Here is a 25,977-nt window from a genome sequence, read left to right as displayed (position 1 = left end):
ACGATCGTGAATTCGCCAGGAGGTAACTTAAACCCAAACAATTCTATACTTTTTGATGTCACTGGCTAAAATTCCCGTTAACATACCGAACAACATCGTCTATTGTTCCAGGAAACTCTATTGAAGTCTTCACGGCGTTCACCCCTTTGCCGACCTGGGTATTAATATGAGCGCCTTTAACGGGGTCCCAATCCATCCTCATCCTTACCCAGGTTCCGTCCGGCCTATAGCCTTCAAATCCTACAACTTTACCAGCAAGTGCATTGTTGCCGCCAACATTTTTCGCAACGAAAGGCGTTCTGGTGGCTGGATCAATTGTACCTACTAGATCCAACGCTTCGTTCCGCGCCTGCTCGAATGAACTTACAGGAACTCGGCATTCATTGTGTACCCATACTGGTTCTGCGTAATCACCTGTAGCCTGTTTCACAAAGTAGGTATGGAAATTCGCAATCGTTAGATTGTAGGCATCGAGCGACCTGTCTACGACGCGGATATTGACGACTGAACTCCAGCTCCCATCGGCATCGGACAGCCTTTCGCCGGGACGAAGATCGCGTGCGGCAACCCAGGCACCATTTTTGATCGGTCCCTGATAGCGATGGCCTTCCGGCAACGCGACCGGGATCGCTCTCTCTTCCGACAGAACGGCGAAGAAGGGATGGTTTGTTGTGGTTATGATTGTCTGTTGATACCCGCTCGTATCGGACTTGACGGTCAAATAGAGCGTTTGTTCATGCCTCTCTTGGATCTTAGCAAGAGCAAGCTTGTAGCCTTCACGCCCTTGCTCGTCGCGTGACCAGACCAGTGTCTTGCCGGGCCGGATTTGGCTAATGGCAGTAAATCCGTCTATCGTCTTGACCAGAGTCGAACCGTCGAACGAGCAACCGGATACAGTCTCCTCGTTGGTTCGGCCTCTGACTTGTCCGAGCTTCTCGGTGAGCGCGAATGAGAAGACGGCCAGAGCCGCATTGAGGAGAGATTGGTTGACGTTAGCATGCAGCGCCGCCTGAACAGAATCGGCGTACTCACTCAACAATTCGATCGTCTGAATGCGCTCGGCGTATACGGCTGCGGCAAGCTCCTGGTTCGAAAGACCCCCATACCGGCCATCGACCAGCCGCATCTCCAAGTCCGTATAACCGCCGGGTAGAACAGATGACGGGTTCATCATCGGGTCTGCCGGGTCGCGGAGATATTCGACCGCTCTTAACGCATCGGTGATTGCGGCAACGCAAGCAGGGCCAGTTGGATTAGCATCGCAGGCGCCGGTCAAAGCCGTATCGCGCTGCGTGTCGAGTTGATCCCAGTAGCCAATCTGCTGTTGGAGCGTCGCCACCTGCTCGTTTGTGCACGTCGCACCACCTTCGATGCATCGATCGAGCTGTTGTTTGGCCTTTTCACGAGCCAGTTTCTCATGGTGATAAAGATAGTTGTACTGATATTCTGCCGCTCCGTAGCCGGCTCCCTCGCCGCCGCCGATCGCACCACCCACAGCAGCGCTAAGGGTTGCGCCGATGAGGGTGGCAAGCGTCTGCTTGTCTTCAGCCGACAAGGTACTGTCTTTCAGCATGCCCTTGACGAGACTGGCGATGGCCGGCGCCATTAACGTCGCTGCACCAGCACCCAAGGCGCCCTTTATCGCTCCCTCCCAACCATTGACGCCACCAAGGATCCCGCCGCCGATCGCGTGCAGCAGCGCGCGGCCTTGACCGCCTTCGTCCCAAAAATCATGTTCGGCCTGCGTCAACGCATGATTGCGAAGCCCATCCGCGATATCGCCAACCAATGTTGCCATCGTCTTCTGTGCTGCCTGCAGATCGGCTTGGGTCTTGTATTGGTCGCGCAGGATGTTCTCGAGGTCGGGCAAACCAGGCAGCGATGTATTGGTGTTTTCGGTGTCGCGGCGGATCGCGCCAATGTCCTGGATCTGGTGAGTTGGATCGGTGATTGTGATCGGGATGTTGGCGCCGATTGCAGACAAAGCCTGGCCGGTCTTGTTCTCGCCATCCTTGACCGTCGCAAGAGTGAGACCACCGGTGCCGATCGACGCGCCAAAGGTGTTGGCCTTCCAGGCCGAATGCATATCGATATCGGTAACGGTCAGCGTGCCGGTGGAGAAGATATTGAGGGCCGCCGCCGCATTGCTGGTGATCAGGCCGCCGAGGAGGGTCGTCTGCTTGGCGACATCAAGGTAAAGACCGCCGGTACCGGCATGAATGCCGGATTGTTCGGAGACGACGGCGGCATCGCCCGCGCCCTTTTGAACCACGCCCGACACGCTGGTGGAACCGAAGCCTGTGGAGGCGTTGACGTTGAACTGATTGGCCTTGGCGGTTGCCGTATCGACCAGGCTTTCGATTGTCAGGTTCCGGACAGCGGCCGTGATAGAGCCACCCGTGACGGTCGCTCCCTTGAGCGCCAGGTCGTTGGTAAGGATGGTGACATCGCCGATGCCGTTGATATGGGTGTTGAAGTGATTGACACCTGTGGTGCCGGCGCTGCCCTCGCCATAGCTGGCATTGGCGACGAGTCCCACATCGGCACTCTTCGATTTTGCACCGTACTGCACGCCAACGCCAACAGCCGCACTCCAGGAGTTATTCTCGCTGGAGGTATTCGAGGCGCCAGTGGCAGCGTTCAGGTTGATGTTGCCGTTTTTCGCCGACAGGATGATGTCGCCAGCCAGCGGATCGCCGGAAATGGTCGGCAAACCTTCCTTGTCGTAGCCAGCCAGCATCTGCGTGCCATCGCTGGTAATTGAACCGTTCTCAGAATTCATGGTGACCGAGTGGCCGGCCCGGATGTCGGTGACAACAGGTGTCGAGGACGACGAGGAGGAACCGCTTTCCTGATGGCTGGCGCCAACCGTCAGCGCGACATTGACGCCGATACTGCCATCCTTCTGATACTGCTCATAGGCGCTCTTCAGGCCGGTGTAGCCCTGATAGAAGCCCAGGGCGGCGATGGCGGTGTTGGTGAGCGCATTGACCCGACTGTCGCCGGTCAGGCGCTCCGCCGAGTTCATGATGCTTTCGGCCGCCTGGCCGACCTGGCTGGAGACGGTGAGCGTCACGCCAGCGAACGTCTTTTCATGCACCTCCTGATAATTGGTGACGTCGTTGGCCGACAGAAGATTGATGTCTTTGGTGGCGAACAGGTTGACGTCGCGCTCGGCCGAGGCCTGGGCGGCCTGCAGGTTGACATTGTTGCCGGCGGAGATGTTGAGGTCGCGACCGGCGGACAGCATCGACGCCGCGTTGGTGTCGGCCTGCTGCGTCGAGTTGTCCTTGCTGGTCTGCGCGCCGATGCCGACGGAGAAGCCGCCATTGCCGGCCGAGAAGGACAGGCCAAAGCCAGACTTCTTCTCCTCTTCGGACTGCGAGAAGCTCTCCGCGCCCGGCGTCACGTTGACGTCGCGAGTCGCCGACAGATTGATGTCGCGCTCGGCATTGACCGACGAGCCCATAATGTTGAGATCGGTTTTACGGGCCGTGAGGTTGACGTCCTCGCCGGCGGAAAGCGCCGAGCCGACATTCAGCGTCGAGGCCTGTGCGCCCTTGTTCTGCTGGCTGCCGTAGATCGAAATAAACCCGCCGCCGGAACCGACGCCGAAGCCGGATTTCTTGCGCTGCTCCTCGAGCTCGTGCGTCTCCTGAGCCCCGATGATCGAGACACTGTTGGCCGCCACATTAATCGAGCCGTCGGCATCGACGTTTGAACCGGCAATGACTGCTGCCTTGCCTGCGTCAAGATTGATGTCACCGGTGGCGCTCAGCTGCGAGCCGACCGTCGTCTCGTCGTAGCTCTTGTAGCTGGACGAGCCTTTGGACAGGAAGCCGCTGCGCGAGCCCTTGTCATCCTTGGCGCTGGTATCCATACCGGAGGCGATGATGAGGTCGCCCTTGGTGGTGATGTTCAGGTCTGCGGCGCCGGCCTCATTGCCGGCCTCGATCCTCGAGGCCGAGATGACCGTGTCCTTGCCGGAATCAATATCGACGCCGCCACCGCCTGTGATGGCGGAACCGACGGCCGTCGTCGTTTCCAGATGCGTGGTCGTCTTCTCGCTGCTGCCGAGGAAACCGCCCTTGATGCTGAGCTTGGTGTCGAGGGTTGCGGTGTCGGTGGCTTCGGCGATCGTTAGGTCGCCATCGGCCTTGAGACCGACCTTGCCGTCGGCGGCGAGCTTGCTGCCGACGATGTTGACGTCGTGATCGCCGCTGCCGTTGCCGGCCGTCACCGAGAGATCGCCGCCGGCCGATATCTCCGAGCCGACATGGGTGATCGACGAGGCGGACTTCTTGCCGAAGGTGGATTCGGAATGCTCCTGCGCGGCGGTGATGTTGATATCGTCGCCGGCGCTGAGCGCGGCATTGCCGCCGGCCTTGACGGAGGAGCCGGAGAGCAGGATGTCGCCGCCTGATTTGATCGTCGCATTCGTGCCGGCGGCAAGCTGCGATTGCTGCTGATCGGTGGAGAGGGTCTTGGTGTAGCCGGACTGGTTGTTGCGGGCGACATCGGTCGACACCACGGCCACCGAGCCATTGTCGGCCGTTACATCGAGTGTCGTGCCCGCCTTGGCGGAACTGCCGATGACGTTGACATTGTCGGTTGCCTTGATCGTCAGAGCCTTACCGCTGGCGACCTGGCTGCCGGTGGCATTTTGTTGGCCGCCATTGTCGACCTTGGCTGCATCCAGCGTCACATTCTTGCCGGTGAGCGAGGCGTTGCCTGTGGCACTGACCAGAGCGCCGTTCAGCGTCAGGTCGGCTGCGGCGGCAAGCGTCGCATCGCCGCCGGCGGTGACCGCGGCGTTCGGATTGACCATCGCCTGGCCGCCGAGATCCATGGACTGTGCCGTCAGCGTCAGCGCACCGGAGGAGGACAGCGAGACGTCGTTGCCGGCCTTGAAGGTGCCGCCGTTCGAAGCAATCGAGGAGCCGGAAACGGAAAGATCGTTGGAGGCGACCATGGCGCCGGAGTTCTTGATCTCGCCGCCCGCAACGGAGACCGATGCGCCTGACATCAGCGCGCCGGAGGCGGTCAGCTGCGCCGTCGCCGTGCTCGGGAGATAGACGACCGGCGCCAACACCTCGATGCCATTGACCACCTGTTTCTGATAGAGGACGACCGGCTTCGTCAGCGCGGCGACCGCTTCGGGGGTGAGCGCCTGGCCGACCTGCAGATTGTGGTCGTTGGCGTACGTGATGCCATTGTCGAGCAGCGTCTTGACCTGCTCGGTGGCATCGCTGCCGGGGATGAAGGAGCCCGGTCCCAGACCCTGGCCGGCAAGCTGCTGAATCTGCTTTTCAATCAGCTGGTTCTCGAAATAGGCATCGCCCAGGAAGGGAATGGTGGTGTCCGGCTGATAGCCGATTTTGTCCATGAAATAGCCGGAGCCATAGAAGGTGCCGACATCGAGGTAGGCCGCGCGGGTTTCGAACAGGAAGGTCTGTCCGGGTATGTTGCCGCCGACGCCGCCGGATTGCAGGTTGGCGGGAGGCACGAGGTCTGCGTTGACGTTGAACAATGCGCCGCCGGCGGTCAGGCCGGAAAGCGCCGACAACGGATCGCCGGGGTTGCTTGCGGCGGCCACGCTGGCTCCGCCGGCCATCGAGCCGGCCGCGGAAGTATTGTTGACGCTGCTGTAATTGACAGAGAGCGCGCCGCCGGCCTTGATGTTGGCCGATACGCCGCCGATTGCCTGCACCGAGCTGACGATCGTTGTGCCGTTGGCGATGTTCTTCGAGGGATTGGCGTTGCCGTTGGCATCATAGGCGGTGCAGGCGCCCTGGGCGTTGCAGGTCGTCGTCGTCGTGCGGAAGAGGGTGACGCCGGTATTGGTCAGCGCCGAGCCCTGCAGCGTCGCGTCGCCGCCAGCCTCGATCGAACTGTAGGAATTGCTGAAATTCGTGGCGTCGATCGTGAGGTTGCGGCTCGCCCGGATCGTCGCTTCCGGGCTGAGCGTGCCGACCAACCGATCTTCGTAGACCGACTGGCTGAGGTGGGACGACCAATCCCAGCTATAGGTGGTGCTTTCGTCCGAGCCGCTGAAATTCACCTCGTCGACGATGAAATAGCGCGACGGGTTGTTGGGATCGACAACGGGATTGCCGTTCGCGTCCCTCGGCACGCGGGCCCTGATCCAGTCGATGATCGGCTCGACCTTCTCGGGTCCATCAGCCGAAATCCAAGTCCATGCACGATAGGTCGTGCCGTCGGCAAGCGTCGCCTTCGACCAGAGCAGCGGCTGATAATCCTGCCACAAGCCCGGATCGACGCCGGCATAGAGCTGGTACATGTTCTGATCTGCGGTTTCGAGGTAGCCGAAAGGCAGGCCGGCGGCGACGGGATTCAGCGTAAAGCCGCTGACGACGCCCGAGGAAACCAGCGTCCCGGTCGTCCATTGCGGCGCAGTAGCCCGCTCGTTGGTCAGATTGCTGGTGAGGATGGACATGTCGTTTCCAGCCTGGATCAGACCGGAAATATTGGTGACTTCAGTGTTCCTTTGTCCTGATGTCGTCCCGGCGATCTCAAGATCGTTGCCGGCGAGTATGGCGCCTTGATCGTTGGTGAGCACCCCGCCGATGAACAGGCCGGCGTCGTGGCCGGCATAGGCAAGGCCCGTGGCGCTGTTGGTGAAATTGCCGGAAATGTTGAGCGTCAGATCGTCGCCGGCGGCCAATTGTCCGGCATTGGTGAGAGACGGCAGCGTCAGCGTCAGGTCGTCGGCGGCGAGCAGCGCGGTGCTGACCGAGGTGGAGAGGCCGCCGGCGTTGATGGCGATGTCGCCGGAACCGCCGGCACTGGTGACGGCGTTGATGGTGGCGCCGCTGAGATCGGCCGTGCCGGAGAGATTGAGGGCGAGGCCGCCGAGCGTGAGGCTGTTGTTGTTGAGATTGGCGCTATTGGCATTGAGCGTCAGCGTGCCGCCAGCAGTGATGTTGCTGGCGGCACCATTGGAGAGATCGATATTGGTGGTGGTGAGCGTCAGGTTGCCGGTGGCGCTGGTGGGGTTGCCGTAACTGATCTGGCCGGAGGCCGTGAGTGCTGCGCTGCTAAGGCTCTGGAGCTTGATATAGGCGATATTCTGCGTCGCCGTGGCCGAAAGAGCGCCGCTGCTCATGAGCGCGTTGCCGGCGGTGATAGAGCCGTTCGTCGCGGTAAGGCTCATGCTGCCTGTCTGCTGCAGCATCAACGTGCCGTTGGCCGATTGCGCGGTGGCGGCGAGATCGACGCCCGAGGCGACGGTCGCGGCTGCGATCGAGCGGCCTGAAGCCGTGACGTTGCCCTCAGCGAGCATATCGCCCGATATGGCGATGTCGGAGCCGGCGGATAGGGTGAGATTGTTGCCGCTGACAAGCGAGGCGGCAGAGATCGAGCCCGATGTCGCCGTGATCGTCAGCGCATCGGCACTGTTTGCCGCACCGGCAATCTGGATGTTGCCCGATGTGCTGGATAGGGTGAGCGCATTGCCGGCCACGACGCTGCCTGCCGTAATGCCGTTCGATGACGACATCATCACGTTGGCGGCGCTGTTGACCTCGCCGCCGACACTCAACAATCCGCTGCCGCTTGACAGCACGATGTCGCCATCGGCGGCGACCGTATCGAGAGTGATGCCCTGATCCGCCTGAACGGCGACCTTTGCCTTCGACGTGACCTTGGCGGCGGTCACCTTCGCCCTCGAGGAGACCGAAACGCCCTGCTCGCCGGAAACGTTGCCGAGCGAGATCTTGCCGTCGGCAGACAAAGACAGCTCGTTGGCGTTGGCGGCAAGATTGCCGCTCATGCGCACGCCGGCGCCGTTTTCGGTGACGACCATCTTGATGCGGCCGGCCTGCATCGCGCCGAGCGCCGAACCATCGATGGCGTATTGTGGCGTCCCTGACGTCGCGGACAGCGCCGTCGCATCGCCTGTCGCGTAGTCGAATTTGTTGCGCCCGGCGGTCACGCGAATATCGTTGCCGTAAATGGGGCCGTCGATCTTGACCGCACGGGAGACGACATCGAAAAGGTCGACGCTGCCGGCGCCGGCGGCAAGGTTAGCGCCCTTGGAGCCGAAGGTGACATCACCGCCGTTGACGGTGAAGCCCTTCAGCGCGCCATCGGCGCCGATATCGGGAACACCGGTCGTCAGCGTCGCATGCGGGGTGTTGATGAAGCCGCATCCGTCGCAGGTGATGCCGTTCGGGTTGGCGATGACGACATCGGCTCGCCCGCCGAACACCTCGATCGGGCCGTTCAAGGCCGAGCGGTTGCCGCTGATGACCTCGTTGAGGATGACCGATGCCGGGCCTGACGTGTTGAGATTGGCATTGCCCGGCGTGACGCCGCCAAGATTGGAGTTGCCGATCTCGCCCTTGTAGTTGTTGAGGATGAGGCCGGGCGTGCCGACGTTGAAATTGTCGTATTTGTTGTGCGACAGACCTTTGCTGTTCGGCGTGACGATGTCGATGAGCGGCACGCCGTTCGGGGCCGTACCGACGCCCGGCTGGTTGGCCGCCGGCGCCGTGGTGCTTACCGAGACCGACTGGGCATTGGCGAACATCGGCTGAAACACCAGCAGCGCGCTGAGCACCATGGCAAGCGAGCGATGGGCGAAGTTGCCCAGTCGGTAGCCAGGACCCTTGCCATTCGAACCAAGACCGGTTTTCACACTCATCGTTTTGTCTTTCCAAACGCACAACTGGTTTTGTGTCTCGACATCAATCGTCCCTCGGCGCCGCCGTCACTGCGGCGGCACCTCATCGCAGGCCTATTTCTGGGTGAGCCAGGTCTTCACATTGCGGGTGAAAGAATTGGAGAGCCTTTGGGCGAGCGCGTCCTCTCCCTGGGACTGCGCAGCGTTAATGGCCATCGCAATGACGATGCCGATTTCGCCACCTCCCTTTACGCCTTTATCATCGCCGCGAATGCTTTGGGCTTCGGCGATCAACTGGCCTGTCTTGACATCTTCGAGCCGCACCGTTCCCTGGATGTAGCTATCGGTCCCGGCGATGACGCGTCCTGGCTTGCTCGACACGTCGACCGTATGCAGGGTCACGACCAGACGACCTTTGACGGGTCCGCCGGGAAGACCAGTCAGCTCGCGCGCCATGGTGCTCTGCAATGTCCGCACCACGGCGGGCAGCTGCGGGTCCGGCTTCGTGCGATCGAAAAAGCCGCCCATCGTGACGTCGGGAGCGGTCTCGACCCGGATCTGCGAGACCGAGGTCTGCTTGAGCGCGGCGGCAAGCCGAGGGTCGGTGGTGACGCAGGACGCAAGCGTCACCGCCAGAAGCAGAAGGGTTAGAAAACGCACGATACGCATACAGAGCTCCAGGATTCAGGCATAAGGTTCAAATGTCAGCGAAATTCAGTTCCTGTTGTCCGATGACGACGCAGGCTTGGCCTTGGCGTCGAGATGTTTGTAAAGCTCGGTCAACTGGGACTTGGGCGCCGGGCACCCCTTCGATTTGGCAATGCTGGTGAGGACCTTGTTTCTGTTGCGCAACGCATCGATCTCGACCTTTTCGGGCGATTTCGGATCCATGAAAAAGAGCGCCGGCAAAAACAGAAGGACGCCGGTCGCGCCGAGGACGATGTTCTTGCCTTGCGCGTCGCTCCGTTCCTTCACCGTCGAGGAGATCTGCCGTTCGTTCGCCTCGAATTCACGCGCGATGCCGGCGCAATCGAACGCGCTGTCGGTCGGGTTGGTCGAAGCGACCGGCCGGGCCTCCCGGCCGGCGCAGCCGGCAAGCGAGATGGAAAGGGCAAGGATCAGCGCTGTCGATCTTGAAAAGGTCTGAGTGCGATCATTCGTCGAAATATTGCTGGTGGTCATTTTTTGCTTCCGTTACCAATGAGTGGATGCGCTGAAATAAAAGAGCCCGCCGTCGACATGGTCGAGGCTGCTTGCAACGATGTCGGAATAGCCGAGGTCGGCGCTGATATTGCCGCCGACGGCCCGGATACCGGCCGTCCAGCTGGCGAGATCGCCACCCGTCATGTCGAAGCGTTTTTGCGAATAGACGTGGCCGTAGTCCAGGCCGAGATAGGGGCGCAGCTCACCGAAGACCTTCGCGACTGCGTCGCCGCTTTCGTTGGATTTCGTTCTCCAGACGATCTCGTTGTGGCTGAACATGCCATTATTGCCGAAGAGCACGCTTTCGCGCGTGCCGCGGACATTGCTGTAGCTGCCAAGCGAGATCTGTTCCGCGCCAAGCAGATTGTCGGGGGAATATTGGCCGCTGATGAGCGAGGTCAGCTCGAACTGCCGGCCGGCCAGCTTGAACGGCTGCGTCGCGCTGATCGTGGCGTTGAATTTTGAAAATCGCGGATCGGCGTTGCCGGCGCCGGGATCCCCTGGTTCCACGGCATCGAAGAGACCGAGCCCCTTGTCGTAGCTGCCATCGAACACCCAGATGCCGCCGAACATGCGGCGGGAATGGGAAACGCCGATCTCGCCGACCGTATATCGACGGCTGCCGACCTCGATCAGATTGCCGAGCAGGAAGTTGTTCGTCTGCTTGTAGGTCAGGCTGCTGCGGACAGTCGTGATCGAATCCTTGTCGCGCAAGACGACGCGATCGATGCCAAGGCCCGCCTGCCCCGAATTGCCCGAGGTCTCGAGGGTGCTGAAGTTGCCTTCGACCGCACTTTCATACTGGTACCAGGAGCCGTTCAGCGAAACAGTGGAGTAACCGTAGGGGACGCTGACGCTGCCGGAATAGCTGTTGCCATATCCCCGTCCGTCATTGCTCCAGGGATAGTCCGGACCGCTATGCTCGTATGAAAAGTTCCACTGATCGTTGATATCGATGAGATCGTCGAAGGTCAGCGATGCCGAACTCCTGGAAAAGCCGGTGCTTTCCTGCCCCATATTGTTATTGCCGAAGGCGACATGCCAGGGCCGGCCCGGGCGGTTTTCGATATTCAGGATCGACGTTCCGTCCTTGGGGCCGGGCAACATGGCGGATTTGGCGTCGTTGGCCTGCAGCCGGTTCATCTGGTCGAGCCCCTGCTCGATATCGCGGATATTGACGACCCGGCCGCTCAGGCCCGGAAAGGCTGTCGCCAGCGAACCGCTGCCGGCGACTTTCTGGCCATTGAGATAGATGTCGGAGAGCGTGCCTTCGACGACGAGCAGGCGGAGGATCCTGGTCTTGGCGATATCCTGCGGCGGCACGTAGGCCCGCGAGGTCACATAGCCATGATCGATATAGAGGTGCGTGACATCCCTGAGGACCGCATTGATCTCGGCGAGACCGACGCATCGGTTGCCGTAAGGTGCTGTCACTTTGCCGATATCCTGCGCCGATAGCAGGGTTGCCCCATCGATCTCGACGCGCATGATGTCGAAACAGGCGCCATTTCCGGAGCCTGCGGGCAAAGACCCGTTTTCACCATTCGCGCTGCCGCCCGGTGTGGCACGGCGAAGCGCATCCAGCCGCTGCGACTGCGTCTGCTCTTCCTGGCGGCGGTTAAAATCGTCGGCAGGCGACTGTGCGTGGGCGGAAGCGACACCGATCATGAGGACGGCGCCGGCGACCAGGGAGGATCGAATGTCTGTCGTCATTTTGAAATTCGGTTACTTCACGGCAGTGGGCTGGAGTTCGTCGAGGGCCGGCTTCAGCCCTTTCAGCGAGAAACGGATATTGACGTCCTGGCCGTTCATCAGCCGCACCAGCCCTTCGGCGCTCGAGCCCTTCTTCAGCGCCGCGGCCGTCTTCGTATCCAGCGCCTGCTGCGCCCAGCATCCGGACTGGTTGCAGTTGCGATATTCGAGTTTGGCGACCGGCTTGCCGTCGGCCTTGATCGACAGGCCGGAGGGCAGGAAGACGTTGAGCGGCAGAAGGGCCGTCAGCATCAGCCGCGGCTTGCCCTTGTCGCCCTTGCCCCTGTCTGCGGAACCGGCCGGCGAAGCGGCGATTGCCAGCGTCAGGATATTGACGGGTTTGCCGTCTTTGGCGACCTGCGCAACCTGTGCGACTTCGCAAGTCTCAGTGCCTGCCAAACCGGTGCAGCGATAATACCAGTCGTCGAATTTCTGCGATTTCATGGCCGGCGCCGGTTGAGCTGGCGCCTGCACGTGTTCCAGTCCTTGCTCGGCTGGAACAGGTGATTGCGAAAAAGCCGGGTTGGCACAAGCGATGAATATCAAAACGGGGGCGATAGTCCGGAGGCCTCGCTTCATGCCGATTTTCAAAAATTTGCTCATCTAAAATACAACTTCAGGAAGATTTTATTCACGTGTAGAGCCGTATCGCTACAATCTATCATTTCGTCAACCTGAGCGTGTCAGCACGGTAAAGTTTCCGTTAGATATTTACTTCGCGTTCCGGGAGATTAAGTCTTGCCTCGGCCGAGACTCGCCCTCAACGAATTCGCCAACGGATTTCAACACACGAATTAAACCGATTGGCGAGGACCATGAGACGACGCGCAACTTACGCGAAGCTGTCCATGTGCCCGCTTGCATTGAAAATTCGACAAATGAACGGATAGGATGAATAATTCCGAACTATCCGGAAATGAAGCGAAGTCTTGGGAAGACGAGCTTTGTTTCTTCAAAGAAGAGAACCTCTCCAAGATCTGTACCTTTTCCAATGCTCCTCACAAATACAAAGATGTATTTTAGAAATTCATTGCACCCACGGTTGCTACTGTTATTCTTCTCGAAAAGGAGAGGATAGCCGCATGGCAAAACGGCAACGGCCAAGGCAGCCCGGGACAGAGCCCGAGGACAGCATTCGGGAAAACCTGGTCAAGACACGAATCGGAGGCGACCTCTCGTCCTTCATGAAGGGCGACCCAGACCACCCCAAGAAGGTCGCCAAAGGCCCGGAGAGCTTCGATGTCATCATCGAATTCAACCGTGATTTTCCAGGCGGCGTGACGGCGGCGCGGCAGCTCTTGTTCGAGGCCTATCTGTTGCACCTCGACAGGATCGGCGCGACGGATGACAGCAACAATCTGCGGCGTTTCGGCATGTCGGCGCCACTCGGCATGCCTGCGGTTCCCGAAGAGGTAAAGTTCGACCTCTCGCAGATGTTTTCGAATGGCAGCAGGATTACCGCCAAATCCCTCTGGACCGACAGCTACGCCTTCGCGACCCTGACCCGGGAAGCCATTGACCGGCTTTCGAGCTGGACAATGCCCAAAAACGATGACGACGAGAATAAGGGTGAAACCAAAAGCGGCAGCAAGAATAAGAAGACACCACTCGTCTACAAGATCTGGTGCGATCACAAGATCAAACGCTGCGTCTACGAATCCGTCAGGACAATCAAATGCGATGCGGCGCATGCATCCTTCGCAGCCAGCGGAAAAGGCATTGTCTGGGCAGTGGCCGATACCGGCATTGACGGGACACATCCGCATTTCAAAACACTGAGAACGCTCGATCTGCCGGACGGCCTCTTTCATCGGGATTTCACGGCCGACAATCCGGACCCGGCCGTGGCGTCGGCTGCGGCGCTGATCGACAATGCCGGCCATGGAACCCATGTTGCCGGCATCATCGCCGGCCGCACATCGGTGCTGGACGAACCGAAGACGGACGCGGTCAAGAAGATCTGCGTGAAAGCGGAGGTGCGCAACGAGGACGGGACCAAATCAACCGTCAAGGATACTCATGACGGCGTCATCACCGGCATGGCACCGCACTGCAAGCTGTTGAGCCTGAAAGTGCTGGCCAATGAGAAGCAGGGCAAGCTCAGCAATCTGCTGGCTGCGATCGGCTATGTTCAGCGCTCGAACGACTACGGGCGCAACATCAAGATCCACGGCATCAATCTCAGCCTTGGCTATCCGTTCGATCCGGTCTGGTTCGCGGCAGGGCAAAGCCCGCTCTGCGTCGAGGTCGACAGGCTGGTGCGTTCGGGCGTCTGCGTCGTGGTCGCGGCCGGCAATGCCGGCTACGGTACGGTGACGCAATTCTCAGGCGCGCCGGAGCGCGCGGCCCATAGCGGCACGATCATGGATCCCGGCAACGCAGCGCTCGCCATCACTGTCGGCTCGACGCATCGCGACATGCCGCATACCTACGGCGTCTCCTATTTTTCCTCCAAGGGACCGACCGCGGATGGGCGAATGAAGCCCGATCTCGTCGCCCCCGGCGAGCGCATCATCTCATGCGCGCTCTACAACGGCGCCAAGTCAGGTGAAGCGCCGTTCCGGGAGGATACCGGAACGAGCATGGCGACGCCGCATGTCTCCGGCGCGATCGCCGCGTTTCTCTCGGTTCGGCGTGAATTTCTCGGCCAGCCGGAACGCGTCAAGGAAATCTTCATCGGCGCCGCGACCGATCTCAAGCGACGACCCGAGTTTCAGGGCGCCGGCCTGCTCGATCTGATGCGAACGCTACAGGCTGTGTAAGGAGGACATATGGACACGCTTGGCCCCTCGCCATTCCTATGGCTCGAATTCGACAAGAATGGCGCGATCGATCCCGCGACGACGACAAGTCTCGCGGCGTTGCTCAACCAGCCCGGAACGACCGATCTGGTGGTCATGTCGCATGGCTGGAAGAATACCAAGGACGATGCCCGCAAACTCTACGGAACCCTGTGGGCGAACGCCCGCAAGAAACTTGCCCCCGACAAGGCGAACCACACCGTCGTCGCCGGTGTCGTCTGGCCCGCCAAGGCCTATCGCACCGATTTCGACGAGCAGACACTGGTGACGCCAGGCGGCGGTGGAACTCTGGCAGCAGATGGGACGGCGGCAGGCCCTGAGGATCTCGACGATCAGGCCTTCAAAGACGTGTTGAAGGATTTCGAGGATCTCTTCGGGCCGGATGGCGCCGCAACGGCCGAAAAGGCGCGGGCGGCAGCCGAAGCGCTCAATGAAACGACGTCGTTTTTCCTCGTCAAGAACGGCAATAAAGCACTCGGTTCTCCCGGAACGGATTCCGAACTCAACGCGGATTCAGCGCCGATTGCGCTCGCCACGGACGATGCCACCAGCGCCAAAATGCTGATGGAAGCTCTCATCGCGGCGCCGACATTTAACCTCGAAAGCTCCGTCGGCAAGGCTCAAGGGCTCGGGGATTTCGTCTCGGGCCTGATCTCCGGCCCGAGAGCGGCGGTGGCGCGGTTTTTGAACCAGCTGACCTATTACGAAATGAAGAAACGCGCCGGCATCGTCGGCGAGGCTTTGACGAAAAGCGTGCTGTCGAAGCTCGTGCTGCAGCAGCCGATCCGCCTGCATCTCGTCGGCCACAGCTTCGGCGCCCGGCTGGTCGCGGCAGCAGCCAACGGGCTCGCCCCGGTCCAGAAGCTGGAATTCTTCTCGCTCACCCTGCTGCAAGGAGCCTTCTCGCACAATGGCTTCGCGAAGGAGATCAAGCCGGGCCTTGCCGGCGCCTTTCCCGATGTCGTGGGCAAACCGACCGGCCCGATCTGCATCACCCACACCCACAACGATCTCGCCTGCACGCTCGCCTATGCGCTGGCGTCGCGCCTGTCGCGCGATATCGCCAAGAGCATCGGCGATGCCAACGACGAGTTCGGGGCGATGGGGGCGAACGGTCCGCAGCACCTGAAGGCGGGGCAGGCCGTCGAGGACGATACGGATGCCGTCTTCGCGCCGCAGGCCGGCAAGGTCAATACCTTCCTGGCGGACAAGTACATCATCAAGACGAGGGCGTCGGATGCCCATAACAATGTCGCCAACGAGGATGTCGGACGGCTGCTGGCAAAGATCGTCGGCTGATGGCCTTTCATAAAAAAACGCGCGGCGCTGTCAGTCGTGGAATTGTCATTTTCAGGATGACATCAGTCCTGTTCTCTGCGAAAAAGAGCGCGATGAGAGACAGGGGCGCCCGTCGACAGACGGGCTGAGAAGCACCCTTCGAACCTGAACCGGATAATGCCGGCGGAGGGAGTCGCTCGGGGCCGCGGCACCGTCCGCACGAACCGCCCCGTGCCCGCCCCCGCCTGAAAGGGGCCACATGCAGACCATGACCACACCAGGAGCGATGCTGAAGGCGATGCGCGAAAAGCCGCCGCTCGTTCAGTGCATCACCAATTATGTCGCCATGAATATCGCCGCGAATGTTCTGCTCGCCGCTGGCGCCTCGCCCGCCATGGTGCATGCGGCGGAAGAAGCCGGCGAATTCGCCGGGATCGCCAGTGCGCTGACCATCAATATCGGCACGCTGTCGACGCAATGGATCGACGGCATGCAGGCGGCGGCGAAGGCGGCGACATTAGCCGGCAAACCCTGGGTGCTCGATCCGGTCGCCCATTATGCGACGGCTTTCCGCCGCAACGCCGTCGCCGACCTCCTGGCACTGCGTCCGACCATCATCCGCGGCAACGCTTCCGAAATCATCGCGCTTGCCGGCGGAGAGAGCCGCGGCCAGGGGGTCGACAGCCGCGACCCGGTCGAACAGGCGGAAGGTTCGGCGCGATGGCTCGCTGAGCGTCAGCGGGCGGTCGTCGCCGTTACCGGCGCCGTCGATTTCGTCACCGACGGCGAGCGGGCCGTGCGCATCGAAGGCGGATCGGCCTTGATGCCGCAAGTCACAGCACTCGGCTGCTCGCTCACCTGCCTCGTCGGCGCCTTTGCCGCGACGGCACCTGAGGATATCTTCGGCGCGACGGTTGCGGCACTTGCAACCTTCGCCATCGCCGGCGAGGAGGCAGCACTTGGAGCGGCCGGCCCCGGCTCCTTCTCCTGGCGCTTCCTCGATGCGCTGGCCGCGCTCGACGCCGAAACGCTTGACGCCAGGGCAAGGATATCGGCCGCATGAAGGCTTTCGACCTTTCGCTCTACCTCGTCCTCGACCCCGATCTCTGCGCCGGGATCGGCATGGTCGAAACCGCGCGCCTTGCCATTGCCGGCGGCGCCACCATGGTGCAACTGCGCGACAAGCATGCCGGCACCATCGGGATGATCGAGACCGGCCGTGCCTTGAAACAGGCACTTGTTGGGACCGGCGCCCTCCTCATCGTCAACGATGACGTCGAGGCGGCAATCGCCATCGGCGCCGACGGCCTGCATATCGGCCAGGAAGACATGGATGCGATGAGAGCGCGGGCGATGGTCGGCCCCGACGTGATCCTTGGCCTGTCGGTCGAGAACGAGGCGCTCGCCGGTGCCGTCGATCCTGATCTCATCGATTACACCGGCGTCGGGCCAGTGTTTGCGACACCGACCAAGGCCGACCACAAGCAGCCGATCGGCTTTGACGGTCTTGCAAGGCTGGTGAAGGCCTCGCCGGTGCCGTCGGTGGCGATCGGCGGGCTCAAGGCGGATCATGTCGCCCAAGTGTTCGCCGCCGGCGCCAAGGGCCTTGCCGTCGTTTCCGCCATCTGCGGCACGCCCGACCCCGAAGCGGCCACGCGCCGCATCGCCGCAGAAATTCGAAAGGTCAGCGCATGATCCGCAACGTTCTCTCGATCGCCGGCTCCGATCCCTCCGGCGGCGCCGGCATCCAGGCCGATCTCAAGGCCTTTTCCGCCCGCGGCGTCTACGGCATGGCGGTGCTGACCGCGCTGACGGCGCAGAACACGCAAGGTGTCAGCGGCGTGCATCTGGTGCCGCCGCAATTCGTCGCCGACCAGATCAATGCCGTCTTTGCCGATGTCCGCGTCGATGCCGTCAAGATCGGCATGATTGCCAATGCCGGCATCGCCGATGCCGTTGCCGGAGCGCTGTCTGACCACCGCGACATTCCGATCGTCATCGACCCGGTCATGATCGCCAAGGGTGGAGCCGCCCTGCTTGCGCCTGAAGCGGTCGATGTGCTGACCCGCCGGCTGCTGCCGCTTGCCACACTGCTGACCCCGAACCTGCCCGAAGCCGCCGCCCTGCTGCACCAGCCGGTTGCGACAAACCGCGCTGACATGGCGGCGCAGGCCGAGCGCCTGCGGGCGCTTGGCCCGGTCGCGGTGCTGGTCAAGGGCGGCCATCTCGACAGCGACGAGAGCCCTGACGTGCTTGCCACCGCTGCCGGCCTGCACTGGTTCGAAGCCAGGCGCGTGCCGACCAAGAACACCCACGGCACCGGCTGCACGCTGTCCAGCGCGCTGGCGGCCGAGCTCGCCAAGGGCGCTTCGGCGCAGGAGGCGGTCGCCATCGCGAAGGTCTACCTCGCCGGCGCGGTCGCGGCTGCCGGAAGCCTCACCGTCGGCTCCGGCCACGGCCCGGTGCAGCATTTTCATGCGCTCTGGAAAGACGCCGAATAGGCGTCCGCTCAGCCAATATTCCGCCAATCGAAAACGGCTTGGCCTTCCCGGGCCGTTTTGCGTTCGGCACCTACTTTGCGTTGAAACCCTGGGGACAGCGGCGGCTCGCGCCTTTGGCCGTTTGAAAAACCTTGTTGACAAGCCCGGCCAGATGGCCAAGTCTATGACACTAAAAGGGGATATGTTCCGCAATAACGGAATAACTGGAGGAGTGACGGGTGCCAGACCTGCTTGTGAGCCTATATTCCACTGAGCTCGCCGACCTGAAACATAAAGCCGACGAAGTCGGCGTCTCCATCCGTCCGGCCCTCCCCCCGGAACTGCATCTTATCGTCAGCTGGGTTCGCGAACGGTTCAGCGAGAACTGGGCAAGCGAAGTCGCGGTCGCCTTCTCCCGCCAGCCCGTTGCCTGCCTGATATCAGTCGACGCCAGCAAGCTCCTGGGCTTTGCCTGCTATGACACGACGGCGCGCGGCTTCTTCGGCCCGACCGGCGTCGATCCCGATGCCCGCGGCAAGGGCATCGGGCTCGCCCTCTTTTCCGCCTGTCTTCAGACCATGAAGACGCTCGGCCACGCCTATGCCTTCATCGGCGATGCCGGCCCGGTCGACTTCTACGCCAGGACCGCAGGCGCAACCATCATCCCCGCCCCCGATAAGGGCATCTACGAAGGCATGCTGAGAAGCGCGCCGAAATGACCATCTGATCCCGGAGTTACAGAATTGTCCTCGACCCCGCTCGCCCTTTTCGTCGGCCTTCCGAATCCCACTATTTCGGATGATGAATTCGCCCTCTTTCGCGAAACCAATCCGCTCGGCCTCTTCGTCGGCCGGCGCAATCAGCGCGAGCCGGAGCAGACGAGGCGCCTGATCGAGCGCTTCCGCGAAGCCGTCGGCCGCGACGACGCGCCTGTCTTCACCGACCAGGAAGGCGGTCGCGTTCAGCATCTCGATGCCGGCCCCTGGCCGCTCTTCCGCAGTTTCGGCCAGTTTGCCGAACTTGCGCGCCGCGATTTCGATCTCGGCAAAAAAGCACTGCGCCTTTCCTCCCAGGCCATGGGCGCGATGATGACGGAACTCGGCCTTTCCAGCGGCTGCTCTCCCGTTCTCGACCTCGTCTTCGAGACGACGAGCGCGGTCATCGGCGCCCGCTCCTTCGGCTCTGATCCCGACATTATCGCTGCCCTCGGCCGCGAGGTCGTCGATGGCCTGCTCGAGACCGGCAGCATGCCCGTCATCAAGCATATTCCCGGCCATGGCCGCGCAACGCTCGATTCTCATAAGGAGCGTCCGGTCGTCGACGCCAGCCGCGAGACGCTCACCGCGACCGACTTCAAGCCCTTCGTGGCGCTGAAGGATACGCCCTGGGCGATGGTCGCCCATGTCGTCTATTCGGCCTATGACGCCGAGCTGCCGGCGTCCGTCTCGCCTGTTATGCACGACGTGATCCGCAAGGACATGGGTTATGACGGCGTGCTGATTTCCGACTGCATCTTCATGGAATCGCTCTCCGGCACCCTGCCGGAACGCGTCAAACAGGTGCTCGACGCAGGTTTCGATATCGCGCTCCACAGCCACGGCGACATCCCGGAAAGCGAAGCCGCCGCCAAGGCCGCCCGCCCGCTGACGGAAGGCGCCCTGCAGCGGATCGCTGCCGGCAAGGCCCGCCTCGGCAATCTCAAGATCGATGTCCGCGCCGCCCATGCTGAAGTCGAAGACATGTTTGAAAGCGCGTTGGTCTCCTGACCGGCACCTCATCTCTCACCGCATAAGAAAAGGGGAATAAAACATGAAAAAATATCTTCTTGCCGCCGCCGCACTAACAGTGCTTTCGGGTTCCGCCATGGCGCAGACGGTCCTCACCGTGAATATCGAACCGGCGACGACCTGGGTTCGCAACTTCAACCCGTTCAACCAGACCTCGTCGCGCCAGTCGACACTCGACTTCATCTACGAGCCGCTGGTCGTCTTCAACCGCTTCGACAGCAACAAGCCGGTCTATCGCCTGGCCGAAAGCTTCAAACTTTCCGACGACCTGAAGAGCATCGATTTCAAGCTGCGCCCGAACCTGAAATGGTCTGATGGTAAGCCGCTGACCGCAGCCGACGTCAAATTCACCTATGACTACCTGAAGAAGTTCCCGGCGCTCGATTTCGTCAGCATCTGGACCTTCATCACCGATATCAAGGCCGTCGACGGCCAGACGGTGCGCTTCACGCTCGCCAATCCGAGCTCGCTTGCCGCCGAGCAGATCTCGCAATTGCCGATCGTTCCGGAACATGTCTGGAAGGATGTCACCGATCCGGTCACCTTCGCCAACGAGACCCCTGTTGGCAGCGGCCCGCTGACGGAAGTGCCGCGCTTCACCGGCCAGACGTACGACCAGTGCCGCAACCCGAACTACTGGGACAACGAGCACCTGAAGGTCGATTGCATGCGCTTCCCGCAGCTTGCCGACAACAACCAGATGCTGACCGCTACGGCCGACGGCACGCTCGACTGGGGCGTCTCCTTCATCCCCGATATCGACAATGTCTATGTTTCCAAGGACCCGGCGCACTTCCACTACTGGTATTCGCCGAGCAGCATGGTCGCCTTTCTGTTCAACCTGGAAACGGCGAACGCGAACAACAAGAAGGCCTTCAACGACCTGAAGTTCCGCCGTGCCGTCTCGATGGCGCTCGACCGCAAGACGATGATCGACGTCGCCGGCTACGGCTATCCGACGCTGAACGAAGACCCCGGCCTGATGGGCGAGCTTTACAAGAGCTGGGCGGACCCGTCCGTCAAGGCCGACTTCGGCAAATTCGCAACCTATGATGCCGATGCCGCCAAGGCCCTGCTGGACGAGGCGGGCTACAAGGACAAGGACGGCGACGGCTTCCGCGACAATCCCGACGGCACCAAGATCTCCTTCTCGATTATCGTCCCCAGCGCCTGGACGGACTGGATCGACACCGTCAACCTCGCCGTCGAGGGCATGCAGGCGGTCGGCATCGACGCCAAGATCGAAACGCCGGAGGAAGCCGTCTGGACCGGCAACCTCATCAACGGCACCTTCGATGCGGCGATCAACAGCCTGCCGGCATCGGCTTCGCCCTACTATCCCTACAAGCGCGCCTTCAGCGCTTCGGACAAGGGCAAGACCCGCTTCACCGCGCAGCGCTGGTTCAATCCGGAGGTCGAGAAACTCGTCACCGAGTTCACCCATACCGCCGACCTTGCCAAGCAGAAGGACGCGATGAACAAGGCGCAGCGCATCGTAGCCGAAAACATGCCTGTCATTCCGGTGTTCAACAATCCGAACTGGTATCAGTACAACACCAAGCGCTTCACCGGCTGGTCGACCAAAGAAAACCCCTTCGTCAATCCGTCGATCTCGCGGACCAATCCGGCACGCCTGCTGAACCTCCTGGCCCTCGAGCCGGTGAAGTAAGCATCGCAATCCTCGGGAGCGGCGTAAAGCGCCGCTCCGTCACGACGGAGTTCCCATGGCTTTCCTGCTTCGCCGCCTCGTCTTCTACATGGCAGCCTTCATCGCGGCAGCGACGATCAATTTCTTCCTGCCGCGTCTGATGCCCGGCGATCCCGTGCAGATCATGTTTTCCAGCGCCGGCACCGAATTGCCGCCGGAAAGCCTGCAGGCGCTGAAGCTCACCTTCGGCTTCGTCGACGGTCCGCTCTGGCAGCAATACCTCACCTATCTCGGCAGCATCTTCACCGGCGATCTCGGCCGCTCGATCAAGTATTTCCCGCTGCCCGTCACCTCGGTGCTCGGCCATGCGCTCGTCTGGACCGTCGGCCTGATGGGCACGGCGACGATCGTCAGCTTCGCGCTCGGCACCTTCCTCGGCATCGTCGCCGCCTGGCGCCGCGGCAGCAAGTTCGATGTTATCGTCTCCGTCGGCGCGATCTTCGCGACCTCGGTGCCGGCCGTCGTCACCTCGCTGATCGTGCTCTTCATTTTCGGCTTCACGCTCGGCTGGTTTCCGAACGGTTATGCCGCCGACCCATCGCTCGATCCGGCCTTCAGCCTGCAATATATCAGCAGCCTCGCCTATCACGGCATACTGCCGATGGTGACGCTCTGCACCGTGCTGATCGGCGGCTTCACCGTCACCATGCGCAACAACATGATCAACCTGCTCGGCGAGGACTATATCGTCATGGCCCGCGCCAAGGGCCTTTCGGATCGGCATGTGATGCTCTGGTACGCGGCGCGCAACGCCCTGTTGCCGACCGTCTCCAGCCTTGCCATCGCCATCGGCACCATCCTCGGCGGCTCGCTGGTGACGGAGGTCGTCTATAACTATCCCGGCCTCGGCAATATTCTCTACCAGGCGATCCTCGCCCGCGATTACCCCGTCATCCAGGGCCAGCTCCTCATCATGACCGCGACCATGCTGATCGCCAATTTTATCGTCGACGTCAGCTATGTGCTGCTCGATCCCAGGCTGAAGGGAGCGTGAGATGAAGACCCTGCTTCGAAACCGCAAGGCGCTCGTCGGTCTCGTCATCATCGCCTTCATCGTCCTCGTCGCGATCGCAGCGCCGCTGCTGACGCAATACGATCCCGCCGCCCGCACCGGACGGCCGCACCAGTCGCCATCGCTCGATCATATCCTCGGCACGACCCGCATCGGCCAGGATGTCTTTGCCCGGCTGATCTACGGCGCCCGTACTTCGCTTGCCGTCGGCTTCGGCGCCGGCCTGCTGATCACGCTGGTCGGCACCGCGCTCGGTATCATCTCCGGCTATCGCGGCGGCAAGACCGACGAGATCATCAGCTTCTTCACCAATATGGTGCTGGTCGTTCCGAACCTGCCGCTACTGCTCGTGCTTGCCGCCTTCATCGGCCAGGCAAGCCCCCTCGTCATCGCCCTTATCCTCGGCGCCACCTCCTGGGCCTGGGGCGCACGCGTCACCCGCGCCGAAACGCTCTCCGTCAAGCAGAAGGATTTCGTCAAATCGGCCGAGATGATGGGTGAGCCGCCTTGGCGCATCATGACATTCGAGATCTTTCCCAACGTGATTTCAATCGTCGGCATCAATTTCATCGGCAGCGTCATCTTCGCGATCATTACCGAGGCGACGCTGGAATTCCTCGGCCTCGGCGATCCCCGAGCCATCTCCTGGGGCACGATGCTTTACAATGCGCAGAAGGCCTCGGCACTTTCTGTCGGCGCCTGGTGGGATATCCTCACCCCCTGCTTCGCCCTCGCCTTCCTCGGCATCGGCATGTCGCTCTTGAACTTCGCCGTCGACGAGATCGCCAATCCGCGGCTGCGCACCGGCAATCACCTGAAGCGCTGGTCCCTGCTCGTTCGAACAGGGGAGGGTCGCCTGTGACCCAGCCGCTGCTTTCGGTGAGGAACCTCACCATCGACTATATCGGCGAGGAGAAGGATTTCCGCGCCGTCAACGATGTCAGCTTCGATGTCGCGCCCGGCGAGGTCTTCGGCCTTGCCGGCGAATCCGGCTGCGGCAAGAGCACCATCGCGTTTGCCATCAGCCGCCTGCACAAGCCGCCAGCGCTTATCCGCAAGGAGAGCCGCATCCTGCTCGACGGCCGCGACGTGCTCGGCCTCGACCGGCAGGCGCTCAGCGCGTTCCGCTGGCGCGAGGTTGCGATGGTCTTCCAGAGCGCGATGAACTCGCTGAACCCGGTGCTGCGCATCGAGACGCAATTCTACGACATGCTGCGCACCCACAAGGGCATGAGCCGTGCTGCAGCCCGCGAGCGCACCGCCGAAATGCTGACGCTCGTCGATATCGCCCCGGATCGCATGCGCGACTATCCGCACCAGTTCTCCGGCGGCATGCGCCAGCGAATCGTCATCGCCATCTGCATGGCGCTCGATCCGAAGCTCGTCGTCATGGACGAACCGACGACGGCGCTCGACGTCGTCGTCCAGCGCGAAATCCTGCAGCGCATCAACGAACTGCGCCGCAGCTTCGGCTTTTCCGTGCTGTTCATCACCCATGATCTCGGGCTGATGGTACAATTCTGCGACCGCATCGGCATCATGCTCGCAGGCCAGCTGGTGGAGCAGAACACGGCCGAGGCGATCTACAGGACGCCCAAGCACGACTACACGAAGAAGCTTTGGGCCTCCTTCCCCTCGCTGCATGGAGGAGTGCTGTTATGACGGACGCCATTCTCGCACTCGACCAGGTGACCAAGACTTTCGGCCATGGTTCCGCGGCCGTCCATGCGGCGCGCGCCATCTCGTTTTCGCTGGATGCCGGCCGGGCGCTGGCGCTCGTCGGTGAATCCGGCAGCGGCAAGACCACCTGCGCCCGCATGGCGATGCGCGAATATCTGCCGACATCGGGCCGGATTCTCTATAAGGGCCGGCCTGTCGAAGCCGCGAAATCCGCCGAGATCGCCCGTTACCGCCGTTCGGTGCAGATGATCTTCCAGGACCCCTTCGCTTCCCTCAACCCGGCCCACACCATCGCCCATCATCTCCGGCGGCCACTGAAACTGCATCGCCCGGAGATCAAGGGGGCCGAGATCGACGCCGCGGTCCGCGAACTGCTGCAGCGCGTCAGGCTTGATCCCGATCTCATCGCGCCGAAATATCCGCACGAGCTCTCCGGCGGCCAGCGCCAACGCGTCAACATCGCGCGCGCCTTGGCCGTCAAGCCGGAGGTGATCGTTGCCGACGAACCGACCTCGATGCTCGACGTCTCCGTGCGCCTCGGCGTGCTGAACCTGCTGAACGAGATGAAGCAGGAGATGAATCTTGGCCTGCTCTACATCACCCATGATATCGCCACCGCCCGTTACGTCGCCGAGGACATCGCCGTGATGTATGCCGGCCAGATCGTCGAATGGGGCAGCGTCGCCAAGGTAATCGACAATCCGCTGCATCCCTATACAAGGCTGCTGCTCTCGGCCGTGCCCGATCCAGAGGTCCGGTTCGAGGACCCGAAGGCCCGGCTGAGGCCCGACGAGGTGGAGGACATCCGCCGCCGTTCGGCCGTGCCGCAGGACGATGTCATCGAATTCGAGCAGGATCATTTCATGCGGATGATCTGAGGCCGGCTTGCTGGCCTCATCTGGCGCCCTATGCTAGGGGACGGTTCCTTTCATGCGAGGCGAAGCCGTCATGCTGCCCTGGATCCAGCTCGATTCCGCGACCATTCCCGGTGAAAACGGCGAATTGCGGCTAAAGCAGCGCGGCAGCGAGTTCTCGATCATGCTTGGCGCCAACGAGCTGATGAACAGCCGTCTCAGCGGCTCGGAAGAAGCGCTGGCGACCCTTTCCTGGGATCGGATCAAGTCGCACGCCAAGCCAAGGATGCTGATCGGCGGGCTCGGCATGGGTTTCACCCTGCGCGCCGCTCTCGCCGTCCTCCCGGAAGATGCCGGCGTCACCGTCGCCGAACTGGTGCCAGCCGTTGTCGCCTGGGCGCGCGGGCCGATGGACGAGGTCTTCCAGGGCTGTCTCGACGATCCGCGCGTCGGCATCCATCAGGGCGATGTCGGCGAGGCGATCCGCGCCGGCAAGGCTGCCTATGACGCCATTCTGCTCGATGTCGATAACGGCCCTGATGGCCTGACCCGCAAATCCAACGACCGGCTCTACGACTTCGCCGGCCTTCGCGCCGCCAGCGACGCGCTGCGCCCCGGCGGCGTGCTCGCCGTCTGGTCGTCCGGTCCGGACCCCGATTTCACGCGACGTCTCAAGGACAGCGGTTTTTCCGTCGATGCGGTCAACACACGCGCCAACGGCAAACGCGGCGGCGCCCGCCACGTCATCTGGCTGGCCTTCAAACCGGTGAAATGACGC

The 25,977-nt window shown here is 61.8% G+C and carries 18 protein-coding genes and 1 riboswitch; of the genes, 13 read left to right on the top strand and 5 right to left on the bottom strand.

Features of this window, described 5'->3' with window-relative positions:
• Positions 1-58 precede the first annotated feature (58 nt).
• The 5 genes from OLZ32_RS04245 to OLZ32_RS04225 form a co-directional block, all read right to left on the bottom strand.
• A complete protein-coding gene (locus OLZ32_RS04245; protein ID WP_264419675.1) occupies positions 59-8,665 on the bottom strand; it encodes a hemagglutinin repeat-containing protein in 8,607 nt (2,868 codons plus the stop codon).
• A 93-nt stretch (positions 8,666-8,758) separates the two neighbouring features.
• Positions 8,759-9,313: a hypothetical protein gene (locus tag OLZ32_RS04240; protein ID WP_003547904.1), complete on the bottom strand. Its 555-nt coding sequence runs from the start codon at positions 9,311-9,313 to the stop codon at positions 8,759-8,761.
• A 45-nt stretch (positions 9,314-9,358) separates the two neighbouring features.
• Positions 9,359-9,826, bottom strand: a complete 468-nt coding sequence (locus OLZ32_RS04235) for a hypothetical protein (RefSeq protein ID WP_264399253.1) — start codon at positions 9,824-9,826, stop codon at positions 9,359-9,361.
• A 12-nt stretch (positions 9,827-9,838) separates the two neighbouring features.
• Positions 9,839-11,560, bottom strand: a complete 1,722-nt coding sequence (locus OLZ32_RS04230) for a ShlB/FhaC/HecB family hemolysin secretion/activation protein (protein WP_264399252.1) — start codon at positions 11,558-11,560, stop codon at positions 9,839-9,841.
• A 12-nt stretch (positions 11,561-11,572) separates the two neighbouring features.
• Complete coding sequence (locus OLZ32_RS04225; protein ID WP_264419673.1) at positions 11,573-12,202, bottom strand: invasion associated locus B family protein; 630 nt, start codon at positions 12,200-12,202, stop codon at positions 11,573-11,575.
• Positions 12,203-12,681: 479 nt separating this feature from the next.
• Between OLZ32_RS04225 and OLZ32_RS04220 the strand changes: the two genes are divergently transcribed.
• The 13 genes from OLZ32_RS04220 (at position 12,682) to OLZ32_RS04160 (ending at position 25,974) form a co-directional block, all read left to right on the top strand.
• Positions 12,682-14,361, top strand: coding sequence for a S8 family peptidase (locus tag OLZ32_RS04220; RefSeq protein ID WP_264399250.1), 1,680 nt, complete (start codon positions 12,682-12,684; stop codon positions 14,359-14,361).
• A gap of 9 nt (positions 14,362-14,370) precedes the next feature.
• Complete coding sequence (locus OLZ32_RS04215; protein ID WP_264399249.1) at positions 14,371-15,699, top strand: hypothetical protein; 1,329 nt, start codon at positions 14,371-14,373, stop codon at positions 15,697-15,699.
• 91 nt (positions 15,700-15,790) lie between these two features.
• A riboswitch (TPP riboswitch) is annotated at positions 15,791-15,887 on the top strand.
• A gap of 50 nt (positions 15,888-15,937) precedes the next feature.
• Complete coding sequence (thiM, locus tag OLZ32_RS04210) at positions 15,938-16,741, top strand: hydroxyethylthiazole kinase (RefSeq protein ID WP_264399248.1); 804 nt, start codon at positions 15,938-15,940, stop codon at positions 16,739-16,741.
• Entirely contained in the window at positions 16,738-17,373 is a 636-nt protein-coding gene (gene thiE, locus OLZ32_RS04205) for a thiamine phosphate synthase (RefSeq protein ID WP_264399247.1), read from the top strand. The genes thiM and thiE overlap by 4 nt, the downstream gene beginning before the upstream one ends.
• Complete coding sequence (thiD, locus tag OLZ32_RS04200; RefSeq protein WP_264399246.1) at positions 17,370-18,179, top strand: bifunctional hydroxymethylpyrimidine kinase/phosphomethylpyrimidine kinase; 810 nt, start codon at positions 17,370-17,372, stop codon at positions 18,177-18,179. Before thiE ends, thiD begins: the two co-directional genes overlap by 4 nt.
• 218 nt (positions 18,180-18,397) lie before the next feature.
• Positions 18,398-18,877, top strand: coding sequence for a GNAT family N-acetyltransferase (locus tag OLZ32_RS04195; RefSeq protein ID WP_264399245.1), 480 nt, complete (start codon positions 18,398-18,400; stop codon positions 18,875-18,877).
• Between the two features lie 24 nt (positions 18,878-18,901).
• Positions 18,902-19,924, top strand: coding sequence for a glycoside hydrolase family 3 N-terminal domain-containing protein (locus OLZ32_RS04190; RefSeq protein WP_264399244.1), 1,023 nt, complete (start codon positions 18,902-18,904; stop codon positions 19,922-19,924).
• 43 nt (positions 19,925-19,967) lie between these two features.
• Positions 19,968-21,614 (top strand): ABC transporter substrate-binding protein, encoded by a 1,647-nt coding sequence (locus OLZ32_RS04185; protein ID WP_264399243.1) that lies wholly within the window; start codon positions 19,968-19,970, stop codon positions 21,612-21,614.
• A gap of 55 nt (positions 21,615-21,669) precedes the next feature.
• Positions 21,670-22,647, top strand: coding sequence for an ABC transporter permease (locus OLZ32_RS04180; protein WP_264399242.1), 978 nt, complete (start codon positions 21,670-21,672; stop codon positions 22,645-22,647).
• Between the two features lies 1 nt (position 22,648).
• Positions 22,649-23,527 carry an ABC transporter permease gene (locus OLZ32_RS04175; protein WP_264399241.1) on the top strand — a complete coding sequence of 293 codons (879 nt, stop codon included), beginning with the start codon at positions 22,649-22,651 and terminating at the stop codon, positions 23,525-23,527.
• Positions 23,524-24,327: an ABC transporter ATP-binding protein gene (locus tag OLZ32_RS04170; RefSeq protein WP_130788404.1), complete on the top strand. Its 804-nt coding sequence runs from the start codon at positions 23,524-23,526 to the stop codon at positions 24,325-24,327. Before OLZ32_RS04175 ends, OLZ32_RS04170 begins: the two co-directional genes overlap by 4 nt.
• Positions 24,324-25,223, top strand: coding sequence for an ABC transporter ATP-binding protein (locus tag OLZ32_RS04165; RefSeq protein ID WP_264399240.1), 900 nt, complete (start codon positions 24,324-24,326; stop codon positions 25,221-25,223). Before OLZ32_RS04170 ends, OLZ32_RS04165 begins: the two co-directional genes overlap by 4 nt.
• Before the next feature lie 70 nt (positions 25,224-25,293).
• Positions 25,294-25,974 (top strand): spermidine synthase, encoded by a 681-nt coding sequence (locus tag OLZ32_RS04160; RefSeq protein ID WP_264399258.1) that lies wholly within the window; start codon positions 25,294-25,296, stop codon positions 25,972-25,974.
• Positions 25,975-25,977 lie beyond the last annotated feature (3 nt).

The organism is Rhizobium acaciae (assembly GCF_025941625.1).
GTDB lineage: Bacteria > Pseudomonadota > Alphaproteobacteria > Rhizobiales > Rhizobiaceae > Rhizobium > Rhizobium acaciae.
This window is presented reverse-complemented; position numbering and strand designations above follow the sequence as displayed.

Bases quoted from the DNA above. Each gene is read 5' to 3' on its own strand.
- OLZ32_RS04245 (WP_264419675.1), bottom strand. From the start codon at position 8,665: ATGAGTGTGAAAACCGGTCTTGGTTCGAATGGCAAGGGTCCTGGCTAC.
- OLZ32_RS04240 (WP_003547904.1), bottom strand. From the start codon at position 9,313: ATGCGTATCGTGCGTTTTCTAACCCTTCTGCTTCTGGCGGTGACGCTT.
- OLZ32_RS04235 (WP_264399253.1), bottom strand. From the start codon at position 9,826: ATGACCACCAGCAATATTTCGACGAATGATCGCACTCAGACCTTTTCA.
- OLZ32_RS04230 (WP_264399252.1), bottom strand. From the start codon at position 11,560: ATGACGACAGACATTCGATCCTCCCTGGTCGCCGGCGCCGTCCTCATG.
- OLZ32_RS04225 (WP_264419673.1), bottom strand. From the start codon at position 12,202: ATGAGCAAATTTTTGAAAATCGGCATGAAGCGAGGCCTCCGGACTATC.
- OLZ32_RS04220 (WP_264399250.1), top strand. From the start codon at position 12,682: ATGGCAAAACGGCAACGGCCAAGGCAGCCCGGGACAGAGCCCGAGGAC.
- OLZ32_RS04215 (WP_264399249.1), top strand. From the start codon at position 14,371: ATGGACACGCTTGGCCCCTCGCCATTCCTATGGCTCGAATTCGACAAG.
- thiM (WP_264399248.1), top strand. From the start codon at position 15,938: ATGCAGACCATGACCACACCAGGAGCGATGCTGAAGGCGATGCGCGAA.
- thiE (WP_264399247.1), top strand. From the start codon at position 16,738: ATGAAGGCTTTCGACCTTTCGCTCTACCTCGTCCTCGACCCCGATCTC.
- thiD (WP_264399246.1), top strand. From the start codon at position 17,370: ATGATCCGCAACGTTCTCTCGATCGCCGGCTCCGATCCCTCCGGCGGC.
- OLZ32_RS04185 (WP_264399243.1), top strand. From the start codon at position 19,968: ATGAAAAAATATCTTCTTGCCGCCGCCGCACTAACAGTGCTTTCGGGT.
- OLZ32_RS04180 (WP_264399242.1), top strand. From the start codon at position 21,670: ATGGCTTTCCTGCTTCGCCGCCTCGTCTTCTACATGGCAGCCTTCATC.
- OLZ32_RS04175 (WP_264399241.1), top strand. From the start codon at position 22,649: ATGAAGACCCTGCTTCGAAACCGCAAGGCGCTCGTCGGTCTCGTCATC.
- OLZ32_RS04165 (WP_264399240.1), top strand. From the start codon at position 24,324: ATGACGGACGCCATTCTCGCACTCGACCAGGTGACCAAGACTTTCGGC.
- OLZ32_RS04160 (WP_264399258.1), top strand. From the start codon at position 25,294: ATGCTGCCCTGGATCCAGCTCGATTCCGCGACCATTCCCGGTGAAAAC.